The 12,432-nt window shown below is 41.2% G+C and carries 13 protein-coding genes; 6 read left to right on the top strand and 7 right to left on the bottom strand.

The features are described 5' to 3' along the window. The first annotated feature begins 155 nt into the window (after nt 1-155). Entirely contained in the window at nt 156-1,076 is a 921-nt protein-coding gene (locus tag IQ274_RS25635; RefSeq protein WP_163928720.1) for a TIGR01777 family oxidoreductase, read from the top strand. Between the two features lie 110 nt (nt 1,077-1,186). Here IQ274_RS25635 and IQ274_RS25630 read toward each other — a convergent pair whose 3' ends face one another. The 3 genes from IQ274_RS25630 to IQ274_RS25620 form a co-directional block, all read right to left on the bottom strand. After that, nucleotides 1,187-1,435, bottom strand: coding sequence for a hypothetical protein (locus tag IQ274_RS25630; RefSeq protein WP_012407305.1), 249 nt, complete (start codon nt 1,433-1,435; stop codon nt 1,187-1,189). 138 nt (nt 1,436-1,573) lie between these two features. Beyond that, a complete protein-coding gene (locus IQ274_RS25625; RefSeq protein ID WP_163928719.1) occupies nt 1,574-1,996 on the bottom strand; it encodes a tetratricopeptide repeat protein in 423 nt (140 codons plus the stop codon). 153 nt (nt 1,997-2,149) lie between these two features. After that, on the bottom strand, nt 2,150-2,506 hold the full coding sequence (locus IQ274_RS25620; protein WP_012407303.1) for an iron-sulfur cluster assembly accessory protein: 357 nt from the start codon (nt 2,504-2,506) through the stop codon (nt 2,150-2,152). Nucleotides 2,507-2,831: 325 nt separating this feature from the next. Between IQ274_RS25620 and IQ274_RS25615 the strand changes: the two genes are divergently transcribed. From IQ274_RS25615 to IQ274_RS25600, 4 genes are all read left to right on the top strand, one after another. Continuing rightward, entirely contained in the window at nt 2,832-4,475 is a 1,644-nt protein-coding gene (locus IQ274_RS25615; protein ID WP_194143866.1) for a DUF6930 domain-containing protein, read from the top strand. 1,685 nt (nt 4,476-6,160) lie between these two features. Beyond that, on the top strand, nt 6,161-6,337 hold the full coding sequence (locus IQ274_RS25610) for a CopG family transcriptional regulator (RefSeq protein ID WP_174710394.1): 177 nt from the start codon (nt 6,161-6,163) through the stop codon (nt 6,335-6,337). Between the two features lie 274 nt (nt 6,338-6,611). Then, nucleotides 6,612-8,051: a 9,9'-di-cis-zeta-carotene desaturase gene (zds, locus tag IQ274_RS25605; protein ID WP_194143865.1), complete on the top strand. Its 1,440-nt coding sequence runs from the start codon at nt 6,612-6,614 to the stop codon at nt 8,049-8,051. Nucleotides 8,052-8,141: 90 nt separating this feature from the next. Then, entirely contained in the window at nt 8,142-8,585 is a 444-nt protein-coding gene (locus IQ274_RS25600; RefSeq protein ID WP_163938433.1) for an SRPBCC family protein, read from the top strand. Between the two features lie 127 nt (nt 8,586-8,712). Here the strand turns inward: IQ274_RS25600 and IQ274_RS25595 are convergent, their stop codons facing one another. The 3 genes from IQ274_RS25595 to IQ274_RS25585 form a co-directional block, all read right to left on the bottom strand. Further along, nucleotides 8,713-8,949 carry a 2Fe-2S iron-sulfur cluster-binding protein gene (locus IQ274_RS25595; protein ID WP_194143864.1) on the bottom strand — a complete coding sequence of 79 codons (237 nt, stop codon included), beginning with the start codon at nt 8,947-8,949 and terminating at the stop codon, nt 8,713-8,715. A gap of 221 nt (nt 8,950-9,170) precedes the next feature. Continuing rightward, complete coding sequence (gene cobQ, locus IQ274_RS25590) at nt 9,171-10,655, bottom strand: cobyric acid synthase CobQ (protein WP_012407297.1); 1,485 nt, start codon at nt 10,653-10,655, stop codon at nt 9,171-9,173. Between the two features lie 233 nt (nt 10,656-10,888). After that, nucleotides 10,889-11,293 (bottom strand): Npun_F0494 family protein, encoded by a 405-nt coding sequence (locus IQ274_RS25585; RefSeq protein WP_114084742.1) that lies wholly within the window; start codon nt 11,291-11,293, stop codon nt 10,889-10,891. A gap of 194 nt (nt 11,294-11,487) precedes the next feature. On the opposite strand from IQ274_RS25585, the gene IQ274_RS25580 reads away from it, so the two are divergent. Then, nucleotides 11,488-11,925 (top strand): peroxiredoxin, encoded by a 438-nt coding sequence (locus IQ274_RS25580; protein ID WP_114084741.1) that lies wholly within the window; start codon nt 11,488-11,490, stop codon nt 11,923-11,925. Between the two features lie 78 nt (nt 11,926-12,003). Here IQ274_RS25580 and IQ274_RS25575 read toward each other — a convergent pair whose 3' ends face one another. Next, nucleotides 12,004-12,402: a hypothetical protein gene (locus IQ274_RS25575; protein ID WP_194143863.1), complete on the bottom strand. Its 399-nt coding sequence runs from the start codon at nt 12,400-12,402 to the stop codon at nt 12,004-12,006. Nucleotides 12,403-12,432 lie beyond the last annotated feature (30 nt).

Genomic DNA, 12,432 nt, shown 5'->3' with positions numbered 1-12,432 from the left:
GCGTAATTAATGAATTGCCGCTACTTTAGAATCAGGGTTTTGGCTATTATTTGCATCTGATACAGTTGCATCTGTTCTATCCACAAAGAAAGTGCTGTCGGCTGAAAGGTCGATCAAAAACTTTACAATAAGAGTTTGGCTGAGGTAGAAAATGAATGAAAGTAGCAATTACTGGAGCAACAGGATTTGTCGGTAGTCTTTTGGTACAACAACTCCACGGAAAAGGTCATAAAATAGTAGTATTAACTCGGAACACCACTTTTGCTCAAAAGGTTTTTCCATCTGAGGCTTTCCCCAATGTAGAAATTGTTGCCTATACACCAAATACATCTGGTACTTGGCAAAGTGTCATAGCTAGTTGTGATGGCGTAGTTAATCTGGCAGGAGAACCTATTGGTGAAGGGCGTTGGACACCAGAACGCAAACAAGAAATCCTCAATAGCCGAAAGTTAGGCACACAAAAAATAGTTGAAGCAATAGCCAACGTTAACCCCAAGCCAACTGTGTTAATTAATGCTTCAGCTATTGGCTACTACGGCACTAGTGAAACGGCAAACTTTGATGAAACAAGCCAATCTGGTAACGATTTTCTTGCCCAGGTCTGCCAAGCCTGGGAAGCAGAGGCGACAAAGGTAAAAGATGCTGGTGTACGACTGGTAATTCTGCGTTTTGGGATTGTTCTGGGCAATGGTGGGGCTTTAGGTAAAATGATTCCGCCTTTCAAACTCTTCGCTGGTGGCCCCATTGGCAGTGGTCGGCAGTGGTTCTCATGGATTCACATAGACGATTTAGTTAACTTGATTATGCAAGCTTTAACTAAACCGGAAATAGAAGGCATATACAATGCTACTACCCCTAACCCAGTCCGAATGGCAGATTTAAGCCAAACTTTGGGACAAGTGATGAATCGCCCTTCTTGGTTGCCCGTTCCGGCTTTTGCGATCGAAGCTCTTTTAGGAGACGGGGCTATAGTAGTTTTAGAAGGTCAGAAAGTCCTTCCTAAGCGCACTGTGGAAACAGGATTTGAGTACAAATATCCTAATTTAGAGTCAGCACTAAGACAAATTCTTGCGTAGAGTCAAGGGGAATGGGGAAGAGGCAAGGGAGTAGGGAGCAAGGGAGAATAGTTTTCCCCTCAGTAAGAGCAGCACCCTGCCCCTCTGTCTCTTTTCAATCCCCAATTGCTTTATTCTTGACTAGAGAGAAATTTTTTGGAAACCCAACTGATAATACCACTGAGAATTGCACCGCCCATGAGGATGCCGATCGCTGGGTTAAATACGGGTTGCCAAAGTTGATGCCACAAATCTAAACCCAAATTTACTCCCACAGAATCACCGATCGCAGCGATCGCTAACCAGACAAAGCCAAACAAAACTAAAAAAACATCTGCGACTAAAACTGTGTTTAGCCAATTTAACAATTTATCTTTCATCTACCCTGTTGTCTAATTGCCCAAAATTTTATGACTGCTAACTAAGCTACGGATAAGTTAGAAGTGAGAGTTATCGACTTAAATTTAACTCCTCACTCCTCTACAGACGCGATTGCTCGCATCTGTATTCTTAACTTCTCACTCCTCCAACAGCCAATTTTTGACTTTTGTCAAACTCTGCCAATCTGGTTTTCTAGTTAAACCGTCTTCGATACTGCTTTTTATTTCATCGCGCCATTCTGGGTTGACAAAAATTAGCTGCTGTGCAATGTCAATATGTTCTCGTAAACCTTTTTGACCTGTTTCCAGCATTGCTAAAGCGATATTGACTCTAGCCTGTGGGTCTTGTGGATTTAACTTGACAGCCTTCTGTGCAGCTTTGTAAGCCAAGTTGGGCTTGTTATCGAGTAGATACAACCACGCCAAACAGATCCAAGCGGCACTCGTTTTAGGAGCGCGATCGCACACTTCTTTAAATACAGGGATTAAAGAATCTACTGCCTCTCCTGCTTTATAGCGTTCTAAACCTGTATCAAACAGGGATTCAACTGTTTGAGTCATAGTAAGTTTGTCAATAATCATTAGTTAATAGTCATTAGCCATGATTCAATAGTCATAGGCCAATAGTCAAGAGTTAGAAAACCTTGACTCTTGACTATTGAAGGCGAGTTCAATCAATATTGGAAAACCTCGCACGTGATCGGCTCCTCTTGGCTAAACCCCAAATGACTTGCCACAACCGCAAGTTTGGTTGGCATTGGGGTTAGTAAATTGAAAGCCACCGCCAATCATGGCATCGCTGTAATCGAGCATTAAACCGTAGAGATATAAGAGACTCTTGCGATCGCTGACAATTTTGAAGCCATCATAGTCAAAAACTTCATCCTGCGGGGTGATCTTGCTAGTGTCTTCAAAGTCCATCATGTAAGACATCCCAGAACAGCCACCCTGACGGACTCCTACCCGTAAGCAGAAGTCTGTGCCTTGCTTGTCCCGGAGGGATTTTACCTGGTGCAATGCGGCTTCACTCAACAGAATCCCGCGTTGTTGAGACTGAATTGCTTGTGTCATCTGCTTTTTTCACTCCTTAATTAGTCTAAGCTTTACCCGATATCGGCTTGTTAATGCCTCTGGGTTTCCCTTGGTGTTTTTGTATTCATTCTAGCGGCTTAGATGTCGTTAGATGCCAAATTGTAAACACTCCGTTAAAAGCAGCCAAAGGTTTTTATTCTAGAATTGAGAGACTCAGTGTGTTTAGAGATTCGGTATTTTTGGAGTTCAAGCATGGCTTGTCTGAGAAGCAACTATCTTTCAGGTGCAGCCATAAAAACCTAATCCGAGGCTAGCTATCCCCCAAAGTTTACTTTCAAATTGCTTCTTTTGATTAACTTACTCTATGACAAGTTTTAATCGCTCTACCAGTCGTCGCTTGAAGAAATTAACTCAAATTCCTTCTGTATGGGAGGGCGATCGCCGTCCGTTGTCATCACCAAACCAGCACTCAGACTCTGAGGAAAAGGGAGAATGCATTCTTTGGGTAGATTACTCCCAAGGTGTTGTCCGAGGAATGGACGTGGTAGCCTCAGATGTTGGACCAGAAGCAATCGTTCGTACCTTAATGCGAGCAATGGAGCATCCCCACAGTCCGGCAAGACCTGCTAGGCCCCAAAGAATTGTAGTCAAAGACCGCGAGATCCAATTTTACCTGCGGGGAGTGCTGCAAGATTTGGATATCGCCATTGACTACGCACCAGAACTGCCTTTAATTGACGAACTATTTCGCGGGTTCGCTGACATCCTCGATAGTCAAACCCCTGACTTACCCCCACAGTATGCACAAATCTTGCGAGAGAAAGCATTTGCAATTTGGCAAGCAGCACCTTGGGAATTTTTGGAAGAACAGCAAATTTTGTCAATCGAGATTAATAAGTGGGATGTTGGCACACTCTACGCCTCAGTCATGGGAATGCTGGGAATGGAGTATGGGATTTTGTTTTATCGCTCAGAAGAGTCTTTAAAACAGTTTCGCACCGCAGTTTTACAAGATGAAGACTCAACAGAGCATCTAGAAGAAGCGTTTCTCAAGCAAGATTGTCTGTTTCTTACCTTTGAGAGTGCTGATGAAGACGAAAATGAAGACGATGATGAAGAAAGTGATTTGGCGGATCTGCCATTATCAGAAATTGACCCTACTTTCGGTAATATCCACCCCTTAGAAGGACTGCGGTCTGTTTTGTATGACGAAGAAGCACTGGTAATCTTCGTTGCGATCGAAAGTCTGATCCGCTTTATTCGCGATCACCGCCGCCATTTGCATGAGGATATCTTCCCTACCCTCAGCCGTCGCTATCGCATATCTCTGCCGCAGTCGGAAGAATCAACTAAATCTGTTGCTGTGACAGTCTCTACAATGCCGCAGTTAGCAGCAGAATTAGAGGAAATGGCAGGCTTTGGTGAAGATGATCAGGAAATTGATAACCTTAACTCCTCAAACTTCCAATCATTGCAAGATGACTTGATACCGGAAGACTCCTTTCTCAGCTTAGGCGTAGTGTCCTGGGAAATGTTGGATCACCTCCGTAAGGGGGTAATCTACCATAAGGCTGGTGAAATTAAACAAGTGGGTGACGGTTTGCCGGTGATTTTAATTCAAACTTCTCGCCCCAAGGCTAAAACTGTAATTGAAAGAATTGAAGCAGCTGGTGGGCTGAGAGCAATTTGCTTTAATCCAGGTGCCGATCCTTTCGATGGCGATCGCTACGATCTGGGTTTATTGCAAACTCAAAATGGTGAATTGTTCCTATTTGGTGAATTTTTAGATGAAGATCCTATTCATGTAGAAGCTCGAAAAAAATGGAATCAGAGGTGTAAAAATACTAAGGGCTACTGTGGCTTAATCATTGCTAAAGGATTAACAGGAGCTTCCCGTGGCAATCCTCAGTTACGAGACATGATGGCTTTGTTTGAAACGCGATCGCTTTCACCGAAAGATTTAGGTATTGGCACTCTCCAACTCATGCCCCAACTCAAATTGGAATAGTTGCATTCATAGCTGTAATCTGACATTCAGGATTACGGCTATAAGAAATTAAGTTGAGATATATTTGATTTGCGTATTAACCAGATTCAGCGCTGAGAAGTTAGGGGTATTACTGAGTACTAAATAAACTAAAGAGTACATAGATTTGATGCACCTATTACGGCAATGCGGAAATTTATCTAACTTTGAAAAGAGGATTAATTTTTCTCCAAGTCTTGTTAATTGAGGTGTTAGGTGTATTTCTGCGAAGGTTTACTAGTAAATATCCCAGGATGACAGCTAACTTTACCTAAATTTCATGAAGTATCTATATTCTCATAGTTTTTCAGTAATTTTATTTGGATATTTATCAGTATAAAGAAGTACAAACTACTATTTAATCATTTACCAAGTTGGGTTTAATCAAATTTAGCCGACGCACTTCAATCTCAGAATCTTTTTTTTACAACTTTTTGAGCTTTAAAGGTTGTTATATATCAATATCATTAAGCAAAAGCTTATATTTATCTCTTTTTCTTTGTAATTTTTTTATAAAGTGTAAATATGAGTTGTTTTAGTGACTAAATAAAGTTTATTTAAAGGCCATAAATCATGGCTATAATGAATACACCAAACAAAAATATTGAAGTAAAAAATTGCTTTTATGCTTACATTTACTAATCAATAGGGATTTTAATGCAAGACTTTTTTAGCTGTAGTTTTTCTCTTAGCTTAGATATTAATAAGCAAGTTTTTTAGCGTATTAATTGGCTAAAAATAACTTTCATAACCTCGAAATAGGTGAATGCAAGGAATTGAAACAATACTGACTTTCAAACAAATTATATCGCTAGGGGGAAGAGAAAAAATATCTAGAATTTCATCATATATTTCCGGGGACTTAGTGTAAAAACATGAAACAAAAGTAAAATATTGTTATCGATGACAGTCAAGTAACATTCACGTCTATTTTTGGTTAATTTTTCTGGGTAAAATTACAGTCAATCTGTTAAATTTTACCAAAAGATTTGGTTTTTTATACCCAGTGAGCTTAATCTTATACCCTTGTTTATGACTACAACATTAGCACGGTGAAGTAATCATTTTAATTGCAGTGAGCCAAAAGCCTTAACTATTTAAGTCGCTCTTAGCTTATTGATTACAGCAATGGATACAGATGGATGTTTGCTCTAGAGCTATCGCTTATTTGCCTATTTGCCTACTTTTAAGTGATTATTTCCAAGCTGTATATCTCACCTGAAGCCGCCTGTAAGACGCAATTTTAGCCTGACAATGATTCTAAAGCTTTATTTTCATCTGTTATACCAGATGTTCTCACCAAGTGGGTTTGGCAAACTTGATTAAGATATATGGTCAAATTATTTCGATAGAGAATAATTTTGCAAATCTTGATTGAGTCAACATTCGGTATCTCAAATTTATTTATAGAAGTTCATTGCCAGGCTTTACTGATGCTGTTAGTAGGGTTATCCTCTTTAGAAGGAACTATGTGCTGTTTTTGCTGTCAAAATAGTAACAAATAAAGTGTAGTTTTTTGATTTCTTTAGAAAATTATGAATCCTTTGACAAAACGACAATTTTTAATATTAATGGTATTACTTGTTTCCTGAGACAAATTCTGATAATCTTATCGGTTCCCTCTTTAATTTAGACTCTTTCGACAATCTAGATATACAGCAGATAGCATGATAATGACAAATAAAAAATGGGCCGTTAAACGCATAACAGTTAATCTCGCAACGCAGGAAGCGGAAAAACTAGAAAAATATTGTCAACAAACAGGTAGACCCGCAACCGATGTGATTCGCGAACTGATTAGAAGTTTGCCTGTCTCCGACGATGGCAAAGATGTAAACAAGTAAGAACATACTTTCACTACTTACTAGATAACTGCTTTGCCACCAACAAAATAGCTCTGATACTTTTTTGGGTGCGCCGCAATGGACAATAATTTGTCTAGCTGATACAGGCGCGTTTTGCTCGCGTCTGGTCAATTACGGGGACTAAAAGAAGTAATTAAAGAGGTTTGAGTATCGACATTGCTTGCCTTAATATACTGGTAGAGTTGATATTAAGTAGCAAATTCCGACACCAACCCAGTTACAATCTGTAAAGAAACTGAAAAGGAACGACGGAATGCGTGTTGCAATCGTAGGTGCGGGACTTGCTGGACTAGCAACCGCAGTGGATCTAGCTGATGCTGGTTGTGAAATAGAGATTTTTGAGTCTCGTCCGTTTGTGGGTGGTAAAGTCGGCAGTTGGGTTGATGGGGATGGCAACCATCTAGAAATGGGGTTGCATGTATTTTTCGGGTGCTACTACCAACTATTTGACTTGATGAAGAAAGTGGGGGTGTTAGAGAACTTACGCCTCAAGGAACATACCCACACTTTTATTAATAAAGGGGGGCGCACTGGTGGTTTGGATTTTCGCTTCTTTACAGGTGCGCCTTTCAATGGCTTAAAGGCATTTTTCACGACTTCCCAACTATCGTTGCAGGATAAATTGCAAAATGCGATCGCTTTGGGTACTAGTCCCATAGTTCGCGGATTGGTAGACTTTAACGGGGCGATGAAAACCATCCGTAACTTGGATAAAATTAGCTTTGCCGATTGGTTTCGCAGTCATGGTGGGAGTAATGGCAGCATTAAGCGGTTATGGAACCCCATTGCTTACGCATTGGGATTTATTGATTGCGAAAATATGTCTGCCCGTTGTATGTTAACCATATTCCAGTTATTTGCAGTTAGAACTGAAGCTTCAGTTTTGCGAATGCTGGAAGGTTCTCCATCTGAATATTTGCACAAGCCCATTTTGGAATATTTAGAAGCCAGAGGCACTAAAGTTTATACGCGTCGGCAAGTGCGAGAAATTCAGTTTATAGAGTCAAACGAACAAACCCGTGTCACTGGTATAGCAGTTGCCCAAGGTGATGCAGTCGAAACTATTACTGCTGATGCTTACGTTTTTGCCTGTGATGTTCCAGGAATTCAACGTATCCTACCCCAGGAATGGCGTAAGTGGTCAGAATTTGACAATATTTACAAACTGGATGCAGTACCAGTGGCTACAGTGCAGTTACGCTTCGATGGTTGGGTAACAGAACTCAACGATAAAGAGCAACGTAAACAGCTAAATCACGCGGCTGGAATTGATAATTTACTGTACACAGCCGATGCTGATTTTTCGTGTTTTGCGGATTTAGCGTTAACTAGCCCTGCTGATTATTATCGCCCAGGACAGGGATCTTTGTTACAACTAGTGCTGACACCGGGAGATCCGTTTATTGCACAGGGTAATGAAGCGATCGCACAGCATGTCCTCAAGCAAGTCCATGAACTGTTTCCCTCGTCGCGGGAGCTAAATATGACTTGGTATAGTGTAGTAAAACTTGCTCAGTCTCTCTACCGAGAAGCGCCAGGGATGGATGCCTATCGTCCCAATCAAAAAACACCAGTAGATAATTTCTTCCTTGCAGGGAGTTATACTCAGCAAGATTATATTGACAGCATGGAAGGTGCTACTATTTCTGGACGGCGGGCGGCAAAAGTGATTTTGGAGAATTTAAAGAGATAACGTAGACACGCAGTGGCTTGCCGCAGGCTACCGCCAAGGACGCATTCGCATAGCGTCTCGTAGAGAAGAACGCAAAGGAAGAAGAGAGAAATGTCAGATTGGTTAGAGCATACTGTGCAGGTAGAAGTAGAGGCTCCCATAGATTTAGTATGGAGCCTCTGGTCTGATTTGGAGCAAATGCCCCGGTGGATGAAGTGGATTGATTCGGTGAAAATTCCGCCAGATAATCCAGATATATCTCTTTGGAAATTAAAAACCGGTAGTCTAGAATTTAATTGGCAATCCCGAATTCTCAAAGTTATTCCCAACCAAATTATCCAATGGGAATCGATTGATGGTTTGCCTAATCAGGGAGCGATTCGCTTTTACGATCGCCACAATAGTAGCATTGTTAAAATGAGTATTTCTTATGCTATCCCCGGCATTATTGGCAAAATTATGGATAACTTGTTTTTGGGACGGATAGTTGAATCGACGATTCAAGCTGATCTGGAAAGGTTTAAAGAATACGCGCTGAATGTTAAAGCTAATTGATATAGATAGTAAAAATAGGCAGTAGGGAACAATATGTGCGATCGCTCATATTATTCAACATTATTTACCACCTAGTAAATTTCTTCTCTACTTTTTATCTGAATTCTAAACTTAGAGGGTTAAAAAATTACCAAGTGGGATCGCTAAACAAATTAATCGTCAATTTCTCGCGTGGCGGTACTGCGGTGATACAAGCGCGGATGATCTCTCCATCCTCTAATTCGACGGTGCAAGCGTGACAAGACCCCATTAGACAACCGGTGGGAATAAATACTCCAGCCCGGTCTGCTACATCCAAAATGGCTTCTCCCACTTCGGCATCTACCGTCACATTATCTGGTAAAAAGTGGACACGAACAATCATGAATATTACGCTTTTGATTTGAAATTGATTCGTAAGAGTTGTTATTTGTCATTTGCCTTTTGTCTTTACAAATGACAAATAACCATCTTAACGAAAAAAAGTGCAATTTCTTTTATGCAACTTATATCAATTTGAAACATGATTGTGACAAATGAATTCACTACACCTAGATTTAGAAAGCTATTCTCAATCCAAAATCTAAAATTAAAAATGGTATCAGCTTAAGACAAAAATGGAGTTAAGTCTAAATGGCTTTCTACTTCAGTGGCTAAGGAATCCAAAATCTGCTCTCGCTGTTCTCGGTAGTTAGCAACACCAGTAGGCAAAGATTTTAAACCGCGCTGTTGACGGAGGCGATTTAACCAAGCGCGTCGCCAAGGACCGTTATCAAAAAGCCCGTGGAGGTAACTTCCCCATACCGATTGACAACTATCCACTAATCCTAAATTAATATCGTCAAATAGGGCATGGTAGGATTGAGGGTCTATTCCTTGCTGCTCGATGCGCGATCGCCCTTGATGAATTTCAAAGCCATTGACTGGCAAGCCCTGTTGTGGATAATTTGAGCTAACTTGGCGCTGGCGAGCGATTTTTTGTCCGGTAATTACGGTTCTAATTGGTAAAAGATTTAACCCTTGAAATCTGCCAGCTTGCCCTTCTATCCCTTCTGGATCGGCGATAATTTGACCGAGCATTTGATAGCCACCGCAGATACCTAAAACGGTTCCACCAGAAGCAGCATAGTGTTGAATAGCTTCTGCCATACCGCTTTTTTGCAGCAGTAGTAAATCAGCGATTGTGGTCTTTGTACCTGGGATAATTACGGCATCAGGATGTCCTAAATCTTGCTTGGGGCTTAAGTATTTTACTGAAACTGTGCTTTCTGATTCCAGTGGGTCAAAGTCGGTGAAATTGGCAATTCTGGGTAAGCGGATAACGGCAATGTTGAGGTCTGTTTGGGCTTTACTTGACGACGATTGACGCTCTAGCAAATCCAGGGAGTCTTCGGTTGAAAACACTTCTTGCAGGTAGGGTATAACACCGATAACAGGAATACCTGTACGTTCTTCTAACCATTTTATCCCCGGATCTAAGAGCGATCGCTGCCCTCGAAATTTGTTAATTACTACACCCTTAATTAGAGCGCGTTCATCTGGTTCCAATAACTCTAAGGTTCCTACCACATGGGCAAAAGCACCACCCCGATCGATATCAACTACTAACATCGTTGGTGCATTCAAATATTTTGCCACCCGCATATTAGTTAAATCGCGGTGTTTGAGGTTAATCTCTGCTGGACTACCGGCACCTTCACAAACCAGTAAGTCAAATTCTGTTCCTAAATGTTGTAGCGATTCTTCAATTGTCCGCCACCCCAGTTCAAAATATTGCTCGTAATAATCTGAGGCACTTACTTTCCCTACAGACCTACCTTTGATAATTACTTGAGAAGTCATATCCCCTTGAGGTTTGAGTAAAATTGGGTTCATTTCTACCCAAGGCACGACTCCCGCAGCCCAAGCTTGCACTGCTTGGGCATAGCCAATTTCTCCACCACTGGCAGTAACATAAGCATTTAAAGCCATATTTTGACCTTTAAAGGGAGCCACCCGCCAGCCACGCCGCGACAGAATGCGACAAATAGCTGTGGTTAAAAGTGATTTCCCTGCGTGGGATGTTGTCCCCACCACCATAATTGATTTCATAGTTGCTATTAGTTAGTTTTTCAAGATACTGAGTGAATTTTTAGGAGCGAACAATAAGCGAGCAGGAAGACATGAGGGAGTAGGGGAAGAAATAATACACCATACCCCACACCCACCATTAGCATCACAAATTTCAATTAGATGATTATGGTAAAGACTTCATGAATAAATGTGATGTTTCCGTATATATTATTCCCTTTGATTGCCTAATGCTAACTCTTTGGTTTTTTATTCTAAAAGGGTATCCGTAACCAACGAATCACAGCATCGAATAAACGATCGCGCCATGAAGGTGTCCGCCAGTTTTTTCCGTGGTATTGTTCCACCAACTGGCGACCCAAGGGAGTGAGGCGAAAACTATCTGTAATTCCCTGCCCATCGACTTCTCGCCGCAATACACCCACTTGGATTAGCCAGCCCAAGGCGTTATCACAGGCTAATTCTGATAAAGGGCGCTTAGTATAGCCCTGTTTGAGTCCATTTTCCAGAGCGATCGCAGTTACTGAAACACTCTGGTGTCCCATGACTTCAAATAAAGATAAATTGAAGGGCGAACACACTAGCGATCGCTCGGCTCTTTCTACTGTGCTTTGAGGATAGACAAAAATATTTGGGTTTTGGGAGTCAGCAGCAGCCATTTTGTTGGGGGTGAAATTTTTCTTCTGATAAAGATTAATTTAAGAATATATTTTTTCTTGTACTATATACCTCATTTAACCAAAATTAGTTACCTGAAGTATAGTTATGCTATTTTTTAGTAATTATATTTAATGATTATAAATTAATGTAAAATTTCAAGTGCATCAACAATCTGAAACAGGAAAGGTTAATTATGCCTCTAGCAGTTGGTACGGATGCACCTGCATTTACCGCCAAAGATACAAACGGCAACACAATCTCGTTATCTAATTTGAGGGGAAAGACAGTTGTTTTGTATTTTTACCCCAAAGATGACACGCCAGGCTGCACCAAACAAGCCTGTAGTTTTCGAGATGCCCAGGCTCAATATCAAGGTAAAGATATTGTAATCTTGGGAGTCAGTGCAGATGATGAAGTCTCCCATCAGGCATTCACCCAAAAATATAATTTGAATTTTCCTCTATTGGCTGACAGCGACAAATCCCTCATCAAAGCTTTCGATGTGGATGGTGGTGGTTATGCCAAGCGCGTCACCTACGTAATTGACCCCAACGGCAAAATTACCCATGTTGACACTAGTGTAAATACCACCACCCATGCTAGCGATGTTTTGGCTGTGCTTGGGCTGTAGTTTTTTACCTGATAACTAAGGATTTTTTAAATAGTCTCAGCCCCGAGCCTCTAGAGGCTCGGGGTTCTTTGCTTGAATTCAGTTACCTGATTGTGGTGTAACCGATGGCGGCGTAGCTGATGGTAGTGTAAACGATGGCAAACTGGGACTTGCTTGCTGTTGTTCACCTCGAATTAGTTTTTGTTGCCTTGCTTTAAAGGCTGCTGCGGCTGAGTCTAGTTGTTCGTTCTGTTGGTCAGAATTCCAGTTGAGAGTCCCAAAATTTGCCCGATGAATCAGGTCAAACATATTGAAATTATCTGCGTTTGTCCGGGAAAATGGATCGGTATTTTGGTCTGTTGTACTATTACTGGGAAAAGCATCGGTTGGGCTGACTTGTTGAGCCGAACTGGGTTGAGCCATGAGCAAGGAAGCAAAGCTAATGCCTGCTACGGTAGCTACAAAGAGTCTAGGAATTTGTAAAAATGATTTTTTCATGGGATTTTGACCCTAAAACTGCTCTATTTT

It is taken from the genome of Nostoc sp. LEGE 12447 (assembly GCF_015206985.1).
Classification (GTDB): domain Bacteria; phylum Cyanobacteriota; class Cyanobacteriia; order Cyanobacteriales; family Nostocaceae; genus Nostoc.
The sequence above is the reverse complement of the archived record's forward strand: the minus strand, read 5'-3'. Positions and strand labels throughout refer to the sequence as shown.

Coding starts and splice junctions, on each gene's coding strand:
- IQ274_RS25635 (WP_163928720.1), top strand. CDS start 156: ATGAAAGTAGCAATTACTGGAGCAACAGGATTTGTCGGTAGTCTTTTG.
- IQ274_RS25630 (WP_012407305.1), bottom strand. CDS start 1,435: ATGAAAGATAAATTGTTAAATTGGCTAAACACAGTTTTAGTCGCAGAT.
- IQ274_RS25625 (WP_163928719.1), bottom strand. CDS start 1,996: ATGACTCAAACAGTTGAATCCCTGTTTGATACAGGTTTAGAACGCTAT.
- IQ274_RS25620 (WP_012407303.1), bottom strand. CDS start 2,506: ATGACACAAGCAATTCAGTCTCAACAACGCGGGATTCTGTTGAGTGAA.
- IQ274_RS25615 (WP_194143866.1), top strand. CDS start 2,832: ATGACAAGTTTTAATCGCTCTACCAGTCGTCGCTTGAAGAAATTAACT.
- IQ274_RS25610 (WP_174710394.1), top strand. CDS start 6,161: ATGATAATGACAAATAAAAAATGGGCCGTTAAACGCATAACAGTTAAT.
- zds (WP_194143865.1), top strand. CDS start 6,612: ATGCGTGTTGCAATCGTAGGTGCGGGACTTGCTGGACTAGCAACCGCA.
- IQ274_RS25600 (WP_163938433.1), top strand. CDS start 8,142: ATGTCAGATTGGTTAGAGCATACTGTGCAGGTAGAAGTAGAGGCTCCC.
- IQ274_RS25595 (WP_194143864.1), bottom strand. CDS start 8,949: ATGATTGTTCGTGTCCACTTTTTACCAGATAATGTGACGGTAGATGCC.
- cobQ (WP_012407297.1), bottom strand. CDS start 10,655: ATGAAATCAATTATGGTGGTGGGGACAACATCCCACGCAGGGAAATCA.
- IQ274_RS25585 (WP_114084742.1), bottom strand. CDS start 11,293: ATGGCTGCTGCTGACTCCCAAAACCCAAATATTTTTGTCTATCCTCAA.
- IQ274_RS25580 (WP_114084741.1), top strand. CDS start 11,488: ATGCCTCTAGCAGTTGGTACGGATGCACCTGCATTTACCGCCAAAGAT.
- IQ274_RS25575 (WP_194143863.1), bottom strand. CDS start 12,402: ATGAAAAAATCATTTTTACAAATTCCTAGACTCTTTGTAGCTACCGTA.